At 48.0% G+C, this 15,842-nt stretch carries 17 protein-coding genes and 1 pseudogene; 4 read left to right on the top strand and 14 right to left on the bottom strand.

Translation table 11 applies throughout. The features are described 5' to 3' along the window. Positions 1–71: 71 nt before the first annotated feature. Positions 72–551 carry a MarR family winged helix-turn-helix transcriptional regulator gene (locus QMG44_RS08975; RefSeq protein WP_025203961.1) on the top strand — a complete coding sequence of 160 codons (480 nt, stop codon included), beginning with the start codon at positions 72–74 and terminating at the stop codon, positions 549–551. Between the two features lie 181 nt (positions 552–732). On the opposite strand, the gene QMG44_RS08970 is transcribed toward QMG44_RS08975, so the two are convergent. The 4 genes from QMG44_RS08970 to QMG44_RS08955 all read right to left on the bottom strand — a co-directional run bounded on the left by QMG44_RS08970 (position 733) and on the right by QMG44_RS08955 (position 4,853). Next, positions 733–1,881, bottom strand: coding sequence for an MFS transporter (locus tag QMG44_RS08970; protein WP_040017661.1), 1,149 nt, complete (start codon positions 1,879–1,881; stop codon positions 733–735). Positions 1,882–1,943: 62 nt separating this feature from the next. Continuing rightward, positions 1,944–2,927, bottom strand: a complete 984-nt coding sequence (gene add / locus QMG44_RS08965) for an adenosine deaminase (RefSeq protein ID WP_086532433.1) — start codon at positions 2,925–2,927, stop codon at positions 1,944–1,946. After that, positions 2,917–3,882: a nucleoside hydrolase gene (locus tag QMG44_RS08960; protein WP_044867516.1), complete on the bottom strand. Its 966-nt coding sequence runs from the start codon at positions 3,880–3,882 to the stop codon at positions 2,917–2,919. The genes add and QMG44_RS08960 overlap by 11 nt, the downstream gene beginning before the upstream one ends. Positions 3,883–4,187: 305 nt before the next feature. After that, positions 4,188–4,853 (bottom strand): Crp/Fnr family transcriptional regulator, encoded by a 666-nt coding sequence (locus QMG44_RS08955; protein WP_020882419.1) that lies wholly within the window; start codon positions 4,851–4,853, stop codon positions 4,188–4,190. Between the two features lie 254 nt (positions 4,854–5,107). On the opposite strand from QMG44_RS08955, the gene QMG44_RS08950 reads away from it, so the two are divergent. Further along, positions 5,108–5,641, top strand: coding sequence for a hypothetical protein (locus QMG44_RS08950; protein ID WP_025203966.1), 534 nt, complete (start codon positions 5,108–5,110; stop codon positions 5,639–5,641). A 317-nt stretch (positions 5,642–5,958) separates the two neighbouring features. Here the strand turns inward: QMG44_RS08950 and QMG44_RS08945 are convergent, their stop codons facing one another. Next, positions 5,959–6,564, bottom strand: a complete 606-nt coding sequence (locus tag QMG44_RS08945; protein WP_086532434.1) for a transporter — start codon at positions 6,562–6,564, stop codon at positions 5,959–5,961. Between the two features lie 589 nt (positions 6,565–7,153). Here QMG44_RS08945 and cspA point away from each other — a divergent pair. Continuing rightward, positions 7,154–7,366 carry an RNA chaperone/antiterminator CspA gene (gene cspA, locus QMG44_RS08940; RefSeq protein WP_014170400.1) on the top strand — a complete coding sequence of 71 codons (213 nt, stop codon included), beginning with the start codon at positions 7,154–7,156 and terminating at the stop codon, positions 7,364–7,366. A 166-nt stretch (positions 7,367–7,532) separates the two neighbouring features. Here the strand turns inward: cspA and QMG44_RS08935 are convergent, their stop codons facing one another. From QMG44_RS08935 to QMG44_RS08920, 4 genes and pseudogenes are all read right to left on the bottom strand, one after another. Then, a complete protein-coding gene (locus QMG44_RS08935; RefSeq protein WP_329957275.1) occupies positions 7,533–8,261 on the bottom strand; it encodes a mechanosensitive ion channel domain-containing protein in 729 nt (242 codons plus the stop codon). Between the two features lie 107 nt (positions 8,262–8,368). Further along, a pseudogene (locus QMG44_RS08930) lies at positions 8,369–8,789 on the bottom strand (hypothetical protein). A gap of 314 nt (positions 8,790–9,103) precedes the next feature. Next, positions 9,104–9,973: an aldo/keto reductase gene (locus QMG44_RS08925; protein WP_014170398.1), complete on the bottom strand. Its 870-nt coding sequence runs from the start codon at positions 9,971–9,973 to the stop codon at positions 9,104–9,106. 147 nt (positions 9,974–10,120) lie between these two features. After that, entirely contained in the window at positions 10,121–10,885 is a 765-nt protein-coding gene (locus QMG44_RS08920; protein ID WP_086532436.1) for an SDR family NAD(P)-dependent oxidoreductase, read from the bottom strand. A gap of 264 nt (positions 10,886–11,149) precedes the next feature. On the opposite strand from QMG44_RS08920, the gene QMG44_RS08915 reads away from it, so the two are divergent. Continuing rightward, positions 11,150–12,049: a LysR family transcriptional regulator gene (locus QMG44_RS08915; protein WP_014170396.1), complete on the top strand. Its 900-nt coding sequence runs from the start codon at positions 11,150–11,152 to the stop codon at positions 12,047–12,049. A gap of 75 nt (positions 12,050–12,124) precedes the next feature. On the opposite strand, the gene QMG44_RS08910 is transcribed toward QMG44_RS08915, so the two are convergent. The 5 genes from QMG44_RS08910 to QMG44_RS08890 form a co-directional block, all read right to left on the bottom strand. Next, complete coding sequence (locus QMG44_RS08910) at positions 12,125–12,916, bottom strand: carboxymuconolactone decarboxylase family protein (protein WP_078774423.1); 792 nt, start codon at positions 12,914–12,916, stop codon at positions 12,125–12,127. Then, positions 12,916–13,410, bottom strand: coding sequence for a cupin domain-containing protein (locus QMG44_RS08905; RefSeq protein ID WP_025203972.1), 495 nt, complete (start codon positions 13,408–13,410; stop codon positions 12,916–12,918). Before QMG44_RS08905 ends, QMG44_RS08910 begins: the two co-directional genes overlap by 1 nt. A 112-nt stretch (positions 13,411–13,522) precedes the next feature. Further along, positions 13,523–13,879: a cyclophilin-like fold protein gene (locus tag QMG44_RS08900; protein WP_020882425.1), complete on the bottom strand. Its 357-nt coding sequence runs from the start codon at positions 13,877–13,879 to the stop codon at positions 13,523–13,525. Between the two features lie 173 nt (positions 13,880–14,052). Then, positions 14,053–15,156 carry an FAD-dependent oxidoreductase gene (locus QMG44_RS08895; RefSeq protein WP_086532438.1) on the bottom strand — a complete coding sequence of 368 codons (1,104 nt, stop codon included), beginning with the start codon at positions 15,154–15,156 and terminating at the stop codon, positions 14,053–14,055. Continuing rightward, positions 15,153–15,836 carry a cupin domain-containing protein gene (locus QMG44_RS08890; protein WP_281853073.1) on the bottom strand — a complete coding sequence of 228 codons (684 nt, stop codon included), beginning with the start codon at positions 15,834–15,836 and terminating at the stop codon, positions 15,153–15,155. Before QMG44_RS08890 ends, QMG44_RS08895 begins: the two co-directional genes overlap by 4 nt. Positions 15,837–15,842: the final 6 nt, after the last annotated feature.

Here is a 15,842-nt window from a genome sequence, read left to right as displayed (position 1 = left end):
GCCCTTTTTGCCTTTGTCAATCGCTTGCAATTAAATCGTATGCAAATTATTTTAGAGGGACTGGAGGACATATGACTAAACACACTACTTCCGAGGATTCCCTGCCCGATGTGCACGGTATGCTCTGTTTCTCTCTTTACTCAGCGGGACATGCTTTTACCCAGCTCTATCGTCCCATGCTCGATAAGCTTGGCCTGACCTATCCCCAGTATCTGGTGATGGTCACCTTGTGGAATCAGGATGGGCGAACAGTGAAGGAACTGAGTGGAATTCTTTTTCTTGAGTCCAGCACGCTGACCCCTTTACTGAAGCGGCTGGAGACTGCGGGGTTGATCACCCGGACACGCAATCCGAAGGATGAGCGCGAAGTGCTTATCCACCTAACGGAGAAGGGTGAGGCGCTGAAAAGCGAGACCAGCACTATCACGCGCTGTATTGTGGATACCCTTGGGATGGACGCCGACATCATTGCTGACATCAAAGCATCAGTTGATAAGATCCGTGACAAGATCCACCGTGCGCAGAAACCGGACGCCGATGACCTATCCTGATTGAGGCGGATTCGGGTTCCTGATAAGTGTACGTCTGGTGACTGACAAGACAGGTACCGGGGAGTTACTATGCTTTAACTGCCGGGGTGGGCGGGTGCAATGTCCGCTGCGCCCCGAAGCGACTCTTCAACAGCGTTCATGCACTGCTGTAAAGAATATTGACTTACCCATTGTTGTTTATTCACTGGCGGTTCAGTTTTGGCAATAACACAAAAAGCAAAAATGACAGTAAGAACATGGCGGTGACTGACATGGCAAGAGGGGTGAGCCCACCCGTAATAAAATGTCCAGTTATGAGTGACCCCAGCGCAGTCGTTATGAAGGTGAGGAAAATCATAAGCGCAGATCCTCTGGCATCATTACTGCCTGCAGAAACGATACCCCTGTAGAAGGCGACGGGGCCCCTTAACCCCAGCGCAAAACCCATTGGCGTAAAGAGTATGGTCATAACAAAAGCCCGGCTTCCGTTCAGGAAACCATATCCCGATAGCGCGAAGGCGCTGAGCAATGCCATAAGCGTGCCGGCAAGAATTACTTTTTCATGGCTAAAACGTTCAGCCAACCCCGGAGAAATGTTGGCGGCGATGATGTAACCTCCTACGTTCAACATTTGCATAAGGATGAAGTCATTCAGGTTCCCGCCCATGGAAAGGATAATGACGCTTGGTGCTCCGAATACGAACGTTATCAGACCGCCAACGGCCAAAGCCTGGCTCAATGCATAGCGAAGATAAACAGCATTTTTCAATAATTGTACGTACGTTCCAGGCGTGTGCTGGCCTGGGTTTCGTTCTGGTCCCTTTGCAAACCTTATCATTACAGCTAAAGCCATCGTCAGTACGCCCAGAGAGATAAACGTGATTCTCCAGTTAAAGAACTGCAGGATAAGTGTACCTACTACAGGGGCTATCGCCGGAACTAATGCCTGTATGCTCCCTAACAATCCAATTGCCCGGGCTGCCTTCCGATGAGGAAACAAACCTCTAATAAATCCAGGGATGAAAACTGATGCTGCAGCAGAAGCCATCCCTTGTATAAATCGTAATATTAAAAGAAGTGTTATTTCTGGAGCATACGCGCAACCAAAAGAAGTTAGTGAAAATAAAAGTAGCGCAAAGAAGAGCATCCTGATTTTGCTGAAGCGATCGGCCAGGTTACCAAATAGTAATAAACCACAGGCATTACCTGCTACATATATGGAGAGTATCCTTTGTGATATCTCCGATGAGATATTAAAGACTGTAGCAAAAAGTGGAATAGCAGGCAAAACCATATCGGTGCCGGCGGCGGTAGACATCGCACAGAGTATTAGATACAAAAATGTGGTCATGTTATTTCATATTCGATGTAATGAGCGCTCATGCCTGTTGTTTAAATGTATGTCTGGGATTATCACCCCGTAAGATTGGCTTTGAGTTGTTTCTTCAGCGGTAGCGAGGCAAAACATGCGTCAATAGCATTGATATTGCAAACCAGAAATTCTTCTGTGTCCCATCCAAAAACATGATGTAATAGTTGATATTCTTTATCCAGTGAGGTGTTGGCAACGGTTCTGGCATCAGTATTAATGCTTAATGAAATGCCTTCACGAAAAAGCGCATTAACAGGGTGCTCTTCAATGGAAGGATAAATATTACAGACAATGTTACAACCCGGGCAAATCTCCAGATGGATATGCTCTTCAAGCAACCGATCTAGTGTCGCTCTGTCAGCAATGCTTCTGACGCCATGTCCGATGCGAGAAACTTTCAGTTTATTAAGCGTTTCATTTACGCTGACGAAATCCTTAGCCTCTCCTGCATGTGCGATACAGTTGCCTCCATGCTGGCGTACATAATTAAACGCCTCAACATGGTTATCCAGCGGGTAGCGGGCTTCATCAGCTGCAAGGTCAAGCGCGACAACCCCATAATGCAGGTATTTTGTCACCAGTCTTGCCGTCTCAAGGCTCTGTTCTGCCGTAAAATGACGCAGTGTACATAATATTAAATTGGCTTTGATATCAAAAATATGGCTATTTATCTGCATGGCATCCAGGACGGTTTCAATGACCTCTTCAGCCGTAAGATATTGATTAAGATGTAAGAGTGGCGCAAAGCGTAACTCAGCATAAATTACCCCATCAGCATGGAGTTGATCAAACATGTCTTCGACGGCCTGACGTAATGCAGTGTGGGTTTGTAATAAGCTCAGCTGCGGAGAAATTCTTCTTAAAAAATCTCCCAGGTCAGTACATTGACTCGGTGCGATAAAACTCGACTGAAATACTTTAAGATTCAGTGCAGGCATCAGCATTTTTGCGCAATGATAGCTAATACAAGTATCCAAATGAACGTGAAGCTCAATTTTCGGAATCCTTCGGGAATTAAAATGCATCTAAAGTTCCTCTATACATCATTGCGGAGTCTGCGAGTAACGAGAATAATTTCTCTTTGAACATACCACTTTTTATTTTAAGTATAATTCTGGCATTAGGTGCTTTCCCTGTAAGGTTTGTCGCATCGATAACATAATGTCCATACGATGACTCACATTTGTACTCCACCCAGGAATAACGGGAAAACGCCTCCTCAACAATATCAGGAAAAAGCGCTACTGCCATGGTGGTGGGGTCTGGCAAATCAAAACCCTTGCGTACCGTTCGGCCTGCATTAAACTCCATCAAGGATTTGTTGCATCTTACGGCGAACTGACCCAAGGGGCTCAGTTGATTGAGGTATGCTATATCATCTTCATTAATGAAAGCTTCTCCCATGCCTATTTCCCACCCAACGACTGTCATAGGGAGCCCTGATTGCATCACTATATTAGCGGCTTCCGCATCAACAAAAAAATTGAACTCAGCCAGAGGCGTGATATTTCCCGAAGTAAGGCCGGCACCGCCCATGATATAAACATGTTTAATTTTTTTCGCAAGCGTTGGTTCCTTCAGTACTGCCATTGCCAGATTAGTCAGAGGTCCCAGGGTAACGATCTCAAGTTCACCTTTGAATTTTTCTGCATAAAGAAGAATCGCATCTACCGCATGAAGTGATTCCGACTTTAGGGTGGTGGGGGGATTTTCCATATTACCCATACCATCTTTGCCATGAATATGGTGAGAAGTGAAGTGGGTTTTAAAAAGCGGCTTTGTCATTCCGGAAAATACAGGAGGAGCATATGTTCCGGCTTTTTCAATACTCACTAATGCGTTTTGAACACACTGTTCGATCTCACAGTTACCAACGACTACTGTGATTGCTTCAACCCTAACGGTACGCTCTCTGAGTGCCATCACAATAGCGACTGCGTCATCAGAAGCGGTATCAGTATCAATAAGTAATTTTCTCATAGTATTTCTCTCAGTAAGGAAGCTTGTCACGAGATAAGATGACGAACAATGCATCCAAAAAAAAGGACATCTATCTCTTTTTAGTGGACATGCCAGTCGGTCTCGCTTCAATAACGATTAGTATTCTGAGCGCTAACTTCGCTAAGATATTTGTGAAAAAATCGTGTGCCATAGTTTTTATATATGGCTAGTGCTTTTATAAAATAAAAAACTTGTGATTAAAAAAAGGCTTCATATAAATGAACCATCTTCCGATGGCGTTGAAAGCGGCTGTGGTAGAATGTGGTGCGAAGGTTATTTGCAGATTACTCTGGCTTTAATAATTCACTGTCTTTCACTATAATCGTTTTATTCTTGAGTTCTATGATTTGATTTTCTTGTAACTCTGCTAAAACTCGATTGAGATGTCTCACCGAAATGGAAAGAAATGATGCGACCAATTCTCTTCGCTCAAGCCTGATAACGGAACCATGTTTATTATATTCATTCATGAGGTAATTTGACACTCTCTGTAATGAACTTAAACACATAGTGGTTTTTAATTGAGAAGAGATGAATAATTTATTTGCAAGTTGTTGGCAAAGAAAACGAAGAAAAACTGGCTCATTTAATCCAATTGTATTTATATAGTTAAGTGAAAAATAAACTATCGTTGACGTCTTAAGGATCTTTACTGTACTCAGATTTCTGCTGGTGCTATCATGTTGGAAAATTTCAATGGCACCAATCACAGAGAGAGGTTCTTCTATACAAAAAGTAATATCTTTACCATCTTTAGATAAATGCTCTATTTGTACCTTACCTTTAATTAAACAGTAAACTCCCGATGGGGAATCTCCTTGGTGGAGTAAAATCTCTCCCTTATTAAAAATCAGTAATTTAGCTCTGCTGAGTATGTCATCTGGTAAAATGAATTTAAGTTTAGAGTTCAGAATGTCAGAATGTGATAAATCTATTTGTAATGATTTCATAAAGGTGACTCAACGCTTTGTTTGTGAATTATTATAGATTGTGCATGAAATAATCTCAAGTCATATGCCTGGCATCCCCAGGTTAACCTGTCAGCGATGATATTTCTGGCGCATCTATACCATTTTCTCAAATCGTCATCAACTCTTATAATAAAACTCCTTTCGAAAAAAGGACATGCGTCCTTTTTTTTCGATAAAGCGTTTTTTATACTCCAGGTAAATGGTCTGAGAGTTATTTTATTTGGGGCGGTTTTATGCATTCAGCAACCACTATCGTTACTTTTAGCGGCAAGAAAATTGATTTTCTTAATCTCAGTATAAATGATATAGATATAATTGATATCGCTAAGGGCTTGTCAAATGAATGCCGTTTTGGTGGGCAATGCGAAAGTTTCTATTCAGTGGCTCAGCATTCCGTTCTGGTAAGTTATTTAACGCCAGTGCATTTGGCTCTGGAAGGGCTTCTTCATGATGCCACCGAGGCTTACATAAAAGATTTCCCTTCTCCTTTAAAAAAATGTATGCCGCAGTATATAAACCTTGAGAAAGAAATTGAGTCATTGATCAGAGTGAAATTTAATATTTCCTCCTGTAAAGCCTCAGAAGTTAAGCATGCTGATCGGATCATGCTCGCTACTGAAGCGAGGGATCTGGGTATGGAAAAGGTATTAGACTATCCTTCCCTGCGAGATATATCACCATCGGTTATAATTAAAGTCGTTCCGATGCTACCGAAAGCTGCATTTAGTGCATTTCTTGAGAGATTCGCCGAATTAATAGAGCGTTAAGATGTTAGTCTGCGAATTCACATATAATCACGTGAATTTTTGCTGCGAGGGAGATTGACTTCACCATTAAAAATCTGAAGAAGAGATTTTTGATGTTGTTTTTTTATCTTCATCTGTTCAACGACTATTGATTCTTTTTCACTTTATAAGGGCATTACCTGAACACGGAGCACGCGGATGGCGTTAAGAGAGATGTAACGTATTATATTGGGCGCTACAACGTTTGCTTTTGAGAATAGAAGTCCGCTCTCCCTGTGGCGTTCAACTCATCGTCACAGGAAGATTGGCGTGTTTATCGTGCTCTCTAAATACCAGAATCATTTCTGGCGGGGGAGCGACCGGAAAGAGCAGTAGTACCCTACAGATGCTATAAGGCAGAGCATATACCCGAATGATTCGCTGCCTTCCTCCACGACATTTTTGACCACCCTGACGTAGCTTTGATCAAGTATCGCGTACCACAATCCGTGCATTCCAAACAGCCGGGAGAAGACCAGGACTGCCAACAGACCACTGAGCATCACGCCGTACCACGGGGTACGGGTATAGTCTGCCAGTTGCGTAAGGGTAAGACGATAATGGATAACGGGATAAAGCAAAGCACAAACGGCGGAAAGCAGTGCAAACCATACCCAACTTCCGTGAGCCAGAAGATCAAAAAATGCATCCAGTTCTCGAATCAGCATGGAGAGGAAAAAGCCGCCAATCAGGACGTTGCAATAGCGCATGAATGCCCATTTCTTCGCCAGCAGGAAGTGTATAAATACAATGCCCCCTAAAACTGATTCCTGCACAATTTCGGTCAGCGATATCTCCGGTATATCCAGGTTAAATAAATAGATATCCGCCCACAGGCAAAGCACGGGCACAGTGCAGGCTGCTGACGCGAAAAGAAAGAAGAAAAAGCTTTTGAGCACAGACATTAACACCACCACTTTCATTCAAAACACCTATGATAAGTGGCTTCGAACGAAAATCTATTTCACTTTGTGCGCTATAGGCATGAATTTTAAGCATTTTGAGCTACTTAGCGAGGGCGCATTACCTTTCCACCTCAGACTTCAGCCTTGCATCAGAAATCCAGGTGGAAAGTCGCCTGAGCGATGTAATCCCATGCCACACGAGTTCAGCCTCTGGTTGAGCAGTCACGCGCATACGATGACCCATCGTCAGACGGGTATCCACCCTCAAAAGGGGCGGTATGCTTTAGCTAAACAGGGCGTGAATACGCTGTTCCAGCGCCTTAATTTTCATAGCCATTCAGCCGTCCGGGTGTTTAAGTGGTTATAATAAAAAATAAAAACTTTGCTTAAAAATTTTTTCTGTGCCTAAATAGCGTCATCGGTTTGGAATACAGACCTTATTAAAGCAGTTTAGTAAAGCAGTCCTCAGTTCAGGTGTTATCAATAGATACTCTTCTTCGTGAGCCTCCTCCTAAGTGCCAAATAAGTTACTCTCTAAATACAGGCCATCATCGCCGCGCTTAGTGGCTCAAAAAATAAGGAATTATCTATGTCTAATAAAATGACTGGTTTAGTAAAATGGTTTAACTCTGATAAAGGTTTTGGCTTTATCACTCCTGACGACGGCAGCAAAGATGTATTCGTACATTTCTCTGCTATTCAGAGCGACAGCTACAAATCTCTTGATGAAGGCCAGAAAGTGTCCTTCACCATTGAAAATGGCGCTAAAGGCCCAGCAGCGGGTAACGTTTCTCCGCTGTAAGTCGCGCACATTGTCGGTGAGCCTTACGATAGCGATGAAGACGCGAGTCTGAGCAGTTAAGCTTCACCGATAATAAAAAAACCCGCCGAGTGCGGGTTTTTTTATGGCTTCAGGATGATGATAGGCTGTCTATTATTCCGTTTTACCGGCCTGTTTTCAAAAAAGCTTAACCTTCACCCGGAGGTGGAGTGCGGTCCCGAAGGCTGTGTTCCTGTGATAAACGCCAGAAATCATGTCCTGCCGGATACTGATATAAGCGGAGCGAGAACTGACCGGCGACAGCGGTGATGTATTCAAATATCGCTGACTGAGTATTTTCATACTCCATCCACAGTACGGAAGAGGTAAAGCAATAAATTTCCAGGGGAATACCCGACGGCGTAGGCTTCAGCGTTCTCACCACAATATACATATCTTTGATAATATCAGGCCGATCGGCGAGCCAGGCCATCAGGTAGTGCCGAAAGAGCGTTAAATTTGTCAGGCCATTATCCATAAACCAACTGTCCGGTATGCCCATGGGGTCACGCCCGTCGATGAGTTTTGCCAGCGGTTCATTCGTGCCGCGCAGGGCCAGCATCGGGGCCAGCGTTTCCTGCGTGAGAAATGTAACGGAGTGCTGATCGATCGTGGTGCTGCGCATAATCCGGCGTGCGCCTGACGAAAACATGGCCTGCCAGTTGGTATACGTTTCGGTCAGAAAGTTTTTGGTCGGGATACGCGAGATCGTGTTATCCCAGTTACGGATAGTAATGGTGTGCAGCGCAATGTCGGTCACTTCGCCACTCAGGTTTTTATCGGGCATTTCAATCCAGTCCCCCAACTGCAGGACGTCATTTGACGAAAGCTGGATATTGGCAACGAGCGAAAGCAGGGTATGCTGAAAGACTAACATCAGCACGGCCGCCACGGCCCCGAGGCTGGAAATAATAATCGCGGGGGATTTATTCGACATGACGGCAAGGATCATGATCGCGGCGATGACGTGAATAAATATTTTCCCTATCTGGATATAGCCTTTGATAGAGTGATTTTTACGCTTCGTCTTGCGTAAATATGAGCTGTTGACAATATCCAGCATCTCATTGAAGAAAACCGACAGAAAAATAAAGAATAAAATCCCACAAATGGTATTTATTGCCGTCACCAGCGATGCTGGCATATTGGGCATAAACTGCAGGACGTAATAAACGATAATAACCGGAATGAAATTCGACAGCTTTTCGGCTATGCGACGATCTTTTTCCAGCGGGACATCCTGTTTATGGCTGGCAAAGAAGACCTTACGAACGATTTTTATGAGCAGGAATTTGCACATCAGGTGCGCAAAGAAACCTGAGATGACCAACAGAATAAGATTAAATCCAATGGCCAGAGCCGGATTGCTTTCTATAAATGTTAATAAATAATCCAAGTACACCATCGCTTATCGCCTGAATAAGTATGCCATTTTGTATTAACCTTATTCAAAAGATAAATACAAAGATTTAACCAAATCATATAATGGCATATCCGGTACAGACAAGTCCACGGCCTGAATCCTAAGTCGCACAGACCTATTTTGTTTCGGTCGGAAACTTTATTTCCAGAATCGTTCCAGGCAATAAAAGCAGACGATGCCCACCTTCAGCATTTGGATCGCTAAAACATATATCCTCTCCCTGTTCGGTACCGAAGCAGGGAGAGGGGCATTACATTCTCTGCAGAAGTGGAAGAGGGTGGCACGCCGCGTCGCGCTTAGTCGTGGATTTTTACACCCAGACACCCGCGAACAAACTCAGGGTTAAAGTGTTTAACCGCATCGCCAACATAGCCTAAGTCGAGCGAACTTATTTGCGCCATTTCGGCATCGCTCAGGGAGAAGTCCCAGATAGCCAGGTTCTCTTCAATCCGGTTCTGGTGCGTGGATTTAGGAATGACGGTAACGCCACGTTGCACATTCCAGCGCAGAATGATCTGAGCGATGGTTTTTTGATGCGCTTCGGCAATCCCCTTGAGCATTTCATTTTCGTACGGTTTGTGCCTTCCGCCGCCAAGTGGTGCCCAGGCTTCTGGCTGAACGTTGTAATATTTCATGGTCTCGAGCGCGTCAGATTGCGCAAAGTAAGGGTGTAATTCCACCTGATTTACCATGGGCTTAATTCTGACCGTTTCACAGAAGTTGGTGAGCACGTGGGCGTAGAAATTAGACACGCCAATCGCTTTTAGCTTTCCGGCATCATACGCATCTTCCAAAGCCCGCCACGCGCTGAAATAATCACGCATTGCCTGATGCAATAAGTAGAGATCGAAATAGTCTAATCCCGATTTTTTTAACGAGGCCTCAATACCGGCTTTGGCGGTCTCGTAGCTTGCCATGTCCTGCACCCACAGCTTAGAGGTAATAAATAACTCCTCGCGGGTACACAGACCTTCAGCGATGGCTTCACGAACGGCATCGCCCACGGCGTCTTCATTGCCGTACACTGCTGCGGTATCAATGAGGCGATAGCCTGTACGAATGGCGCTCAGTACTGACTGTTTACATTCTTCTTTATCGGTGACCTGAAAAACACCAAAACCCGCCATCGGCATTCTGAGGTTGTTGCTTAATACTGTATATTCCACTGAAGAGTACCTCCACCCTGTTTAGACACCATTCAAAAGTATAAACAGAACCACGACGAACCCATGGTAATCGTCTTTATTCTTTCAAATCGTTGAATACGCTGGTCTACACCCATCCTGTCGGGAATAAACCAGAATGACATCTGATTACTGAACCGTATAACCGCCATCAATTGCCAGAGCCTGTCCGGTGACGAAGCTGGCATCGGAACTGCACAACCATAAGACGGCGCGCGCGATCTCTTCGGGCTCGCCCAGGCGACCAATTGGCTGCAGCTTCATGAGCTCGGCCATTGCGTCAGGCTCGCTGTTCAGCATATTTTCGACCATTGGCGTGCGGATAATGCCGGGACAAACGGCGTTGATCTGTATTCCACGCGCGGCATATTCCAGTGCTGCGCTTTTGGTCAGCCCGAGGACGCCATGCTTTGTCGCATGATAAACGCCGCGCCCGGCAATACCGACCAGCCCGCCCAGAGACGAACAGTTAACGATAGCGCCACTTTTCTGACGGCGCATTTGTTGCAGTTCATATTTCATGCAGTTCCAGATCCCCCGCAGGTTAATCGCGTTGACGCGATCAAACTCTTCGCCGCTGGCATCTGCGGTTTCTGCAATGGGGCTCTGAATACCGGCGTTGTTATAGGCGGCGTCGAGCTGACCAAACGCCTGTACTGCATTCTCAATCATGCGTCTGACCTGCTCTTCGTCAGTCACGTCGCAGACGACGGGTTTCACGGTATACCCTTCGGCCAGTAGCGCATCCGCTTCGCGAGATAACGCATCCTCGCGAATATCCGCCATCACCACCGTTGCGCCAGATTCGCAAAATGCCCTGACGGTCGCGAGTCCCATACCGGAAGCCGCGCCGGTGACCTGCGCCACCTTGCCACTAAAATCATACTTAACCATTTGATACCTCTTACCGTGGAATCACGTGCAATGAAGACGTCTCACGTTGTGTAAAAGTATTCTGCGGGAAATGTGATGTTGTTAAAACTGACTAAATCAAAATGCAGTAATGAGGAATTTTCATAAATTAGATAGACTGCTTCTCGTACAGCGCAGGCGGCCGTCATTTATAATGAACACCATACCGCCAGAACGCTTTTCGTCTGAAGAGACAGTGTATTGCGATGAATCAGCCACCCATTTTCCGGATATCAGAGGCCCAGATTGGCACGAGAAAATCTTAATGACTTAATGGCTTTTATTGCCGTTGCGCGCGAAAAAAGCTTCACCAAAGCTGCGGCCCAATTAGGCGTGTCGCAGTCAGCCCTGAGCCATACTATGCGTACCCTCGAATCTCGGCTGGGGATGAAACTGCTGACTCGCACCACGCGCAGTATTGCGTTAACCGATATTGGTCAGTCCATGCTGGATGACCTGGGGCCTTACATCGATGGTATTCAGGGTCGTTTGCAGTCCCTGAAAGATCTCAACAGCAAACCCGCGGGTACGGTGCGCATATCAACGTCAGATTATGCTATCGGGTCTGTTATCTGGCCGAAGCTGGAACCGCTGCTTAAAGAATATCCTGACATTAGTCTGGAGCTGATTGATGACTATGCCTTGACGGATATTGTTTCCGGGCGGTTTGATGCAGGAACCCGTCTGGGGGAACAGATCTCCAACGGCATGATTTCCGTGCGTATTGGCCCGGATGTCCGTTTTGCCGTGGTCGGCTCACCTGATTATTTTTCCCGCAATCCTCAGCCGCAGCACCCTAACGATCTGATTGATTACAACTGCATCAACCTGCGGTTTCCGACGCATGGCAATTTATACGTCTGGGAATTTGAAAAAGAGGGTAAAAGCCTGAACGTGAAAGTCACTGGCCAGCTGGTCTTTAGCCGGATCTATCAGTGCCTTCAGGCTGCAGTGGAAGGGTACGGCCTGGCGCATGTTCCGCGTGATATCGCAGAAAAGCATATCGCCCGTGGGGAGCTTATTAGCGTGCTCGACGACTGGTGCCCCTACTGGGATGGCTATTATATTTACTATCCCGAGAACCGAAATCTTTCGAAAGCATTCCAGCTGGTGGTCGACGCGCTACGCCATTACAAACATCCCTGAAGAGAGACGTTTGTCAGCAACGCAAAGCCAGGCCCCTCATCCGGTGCCTGGCGTTTACAGTTGCGTGGCTAAATGTCAGGCATTATCCCTGCCGGCAAACACCTCTTTAAAGACCGGCATCGCCGAGAAAACATTGGGCCAGCCCGCCACAAAGGCCAGTTGCGTCAGGACTTCGGACGCCTGGGTCCGGGTTAAACCATTGTCCATGGCGCGGTTGAGATGGTAAGGAACCTGGGCCACCTGGCCGGCAGTGACCAACGCGCTGACCGTGATCAGACTTCTGTCCCGTGGCGCCAGTCCGGGCCTGAGCCACAGGTTCTGGAATAGCGCGTCGGTCGTGTATTTCACTACGCCCGGCGAGACCTTGCCAAAGTTTGATTCAACCAGCGTGGCACGCTTGTTTTCCGACTCTTCATCCAGCGGCAGGAAATCCACCTTTCCGCCTGGCAAGGAAGCGGTATCGATATGGCGTTGCGCAAACAGCTGACGCGCGATCAGCGCCGCAGAGGTGGCGTTCGGCCAGCCGGCGTAAAAAGCCAGGTGGGTGATTGTTTCTGAGATTTCCGCAGGTTTTACGCCGCTGTCCAGCGCCACGTTGAGGTAGTGGGGAAGTTCCGCCGTATCATTGCGGCTGATCAGCGCTGCAACCGTCACCAGGCTTCGATCGCGTCGCGACAGTTCCGGGCGATTCCAGAGATCTTTTTCAATAAACTGTTCTGAATAGGCAGCCATTGCTGGCGCGACCTGGGCTACCGCGTCCCGTGAGTCTTCCGGTTTCATTGTCGAACTCCTGTTTTGAGTAGTCTGGGAGACACATCCGTTAATCAATAAGAGTGAAACGATAAGCAGGGCGGTTCTGTTCAGCATTAATGCCCTCCCGCCTGCAGGTACTGCGCATCGCTGACTTTTTCAAGCCAGTTCACGTTTTGCCCCTGCTCATTCGATTCCTGAATGGCCATATGCACCATCGTGGTTTTATCCGTTGCGCCGTGCCAGTGTTTAACCCCTGGCGGGCATTGAATGACATCCCCGGCGTGCACGGTTTTTCGCTCCTGCCCCCACTCCTGCACCCAGCCCGTCCCGGACGTGACCACCAGTGTTTGCCCAAGCGGATGGGTATGCCAGTCGGAACGTGCGCCGGGCACGAAGGTGACATACGCGGCGCCTGTTCTTTGCGGGGCGACAGGTGAGAAGAGGGGGTCAATGTAAGCACGTCCGGTAAAGTGATCAGCGGGTTCGGCAACCGTCGCGCGACTGCCCGTTTCAGACACGGTCATTTGAGCTGAAGGGGTGGTTTCGCTGTGTGCGGACATACCTGCAAATACCAATAGTGATGCTGCTACAGAGGTGAAACGGATCATCATACTCTCCTGTTGTGAATGAAACGGCAAACCCGGTACCGGGAAAAAGAGAAGGGAATAAATGTGTTGTGATGAGATTTGCCGGCTGTGCCGGAAATACATATTCGGGCGGCTACTTATCCGTCAGTAGCTCAAATCGGGCAGTATATTCAGCAGGTGATACGGGCAAGGCATCCGGTTCGTCTAATTGCCCCAGCGTAATTAATCCCGACGCATATCCGTGTGCTTTATAGAAAATCGCCAGATTTCCCCACGGGGCATATAGCGTGATATCACCCTTAGCGGCCGCGGTACCCGCAGGTGCGCCGGCCGTGGACAGGCGGCGAGGAAGATCGCCGATTTTCTCTTCCCCGGCATAATCTTTCAGCTGCAGCGTAAGGGGCAACAGTGCGATAAAGTCACGACTGGTTTGGCTGCTATTCAACGTTGCGGTCAGCGTCTTGTCGTTCAGTATAATTTTTATCTTCATCGGGTTTTCCTGTATGAGTTCGTTGCGCCAGCCGGCAATCGTCTGCAGTCATTGGCAACTATTCTTAACAGAAATAAACCGCGTGTTAATAGGCGTTATCAGAATAGAAAAATGAATAAATTTCATTAATCCGGTCCGGGAAGCAAAATGTTTGTTATCGGCAGATACAGGCCTCAGGGTCTGGCAACGTGGCGTAACCAGTGCCCAACGCCTTCAGCAGCAGCGTCAATTGCGCCGGCCAGATAACCCGAAAATTGCGGTGACCATTCGCTGGCAATCCCGGTTAATTTATCAGCCCATTCTTCCTGCGCCGGAATCTGTTGCGGCTGTGCGTGCCCGACGTCCTGCTGCAGGTCAAATTCTGTCGTCGTAAACGGATCGGCGGCCCAGTCTTTTATCCACTCGGCTTCAGGCTCTGCCGCGTCTTCTCCGAAGAGTCGCACCAGTTGCTCCCGGCACAGTCGCTTGAGTTCGGCCTCGCTCACCGTCCATCGCGATTTTGCCGGTACGCCAATAAAACCAAAGATAGCCGTTTTGCCGGTATCGGGCTCTGACACATCGTGAATTTCAACCATTGGACCCACACGGCTGCTTACATCACCGCAGAGATGCTGTGCCTGCAAAAAGTCGGTCTGGTACAGGGCGACATATTTTGCGTGAGGCGCCATCCAGGTTGGCGTTTTACGCCAGTGTGAAAGTACCCGCTCCGGCAATGCTGGCTCGAACGTCATTTTTGCTGCCAGCGCGGGAGGCAGGGCGAGGAAAACGTGTTCACCGGTGAAAAGTGAGCCTTCGCCCGTTTCGGACTGCGTCGCGACCTGCATACCCTCGCCGAGACGGGAAATGGAAACCACCTGATGATCTGACTTAATCTTCTGCGCTGGGATCTGGCGTGTTAATGCGCTCGTCAGCGCCTGCATTCCACCCTGAAGCCTGAACGACTCCGGTGATGTCACATAGGCAGGATAACGTTGCGCAGGGGACGTCGTCTGGCGTTCATAAAGCATATCCCCTGGTCGCCCCTGAGGGAGAGGCGTTAATCCAAGTTGATGAACCAGGTGTGCGAAGTCAGGCTGAATTTCCGGCCAGAACCAGGTCGCACCCATGTCCACATGAACCCCATCAGGCGTGTTTGCTAACACCTGACCTGAAAGTACGCGACCGCCGGTTCTTTTCCTCGCTTCCAGTATCACGTAATCCACTCCCGCTTTTTCAAGCAGTGTGCCCGCATACAGGCCGCTGACACCCGCACCAATGATAATCACGCTGCCTTTCATGGTATCGCTCCGGTCAGTGTGGTCGGGCTGAGATGTCCCGTTTTAAGATAAAAAAGTGCCCCAGAAGCGGCGGCCGTCAGCGCCGGCAAATCGCCTTCAGGAAATCTGAGCCAGCTTCCTTTCAGGTAACGACCTTCCGGTGCGCTGATTTCCCCTTCGAGAAGCAGGAGCTCGGCTTCTCCGGCGAGCGGAGCGCAGAAGAGTCGTTCACCCGGTGCGATCCTCTGAAGCTGGGTGGTTTCCGCTACGCTTGCGAACAGGGGACAAATGAGTCTGTGCGGCTGGCCGTGCCAGCGACTCGCCTCGTTGGTATTGATCCTGACCGGTTCCTGTTCTTCGGCGGCGAACTGGCGCAGCTTAACGAAAAGGGTGGTGCCGTCACGACTGGACGGTCGATGCGACGAGCCGTCCGGGCTGCGTAGATACCAGCCAGCCGGATAATCGGTTCCGTTTTCCGTAAAGGTACCGCTCAGCACCAGAATCTCTTCTCCGCCGGGGTGGGTGTGCTCAGGAAACACAGAATCAGGGGCATACCTGACAAGGCTGGTTGCGCGGGCCTGCTCGCGGCCAATGCGATCAAGCATGACGCGCTCCACACCAGGTTGCGGGGAAGGCACCCAGCGGTAGTCATCAGGAGTAATGATGGCTCGCTGTGAAAAATCAGAATTCAGTAACATCATAGTCAG

This window comes from Enterobacter sp. 200527-13 (assembly GCF_027924865.1).
Classification (GTDB): Bacteria; Pseudomonadota; Gammaproteobacteria; order Enterobacterales; family Enterobacteriaceae; genus Enterobacter; species Enterobacter ludwigii.
The sequence above is the reverse complement of the archived record's forward strand: the minus strand, read 5'-3'. Positions and strand labels throughout refer to the sequence as shown.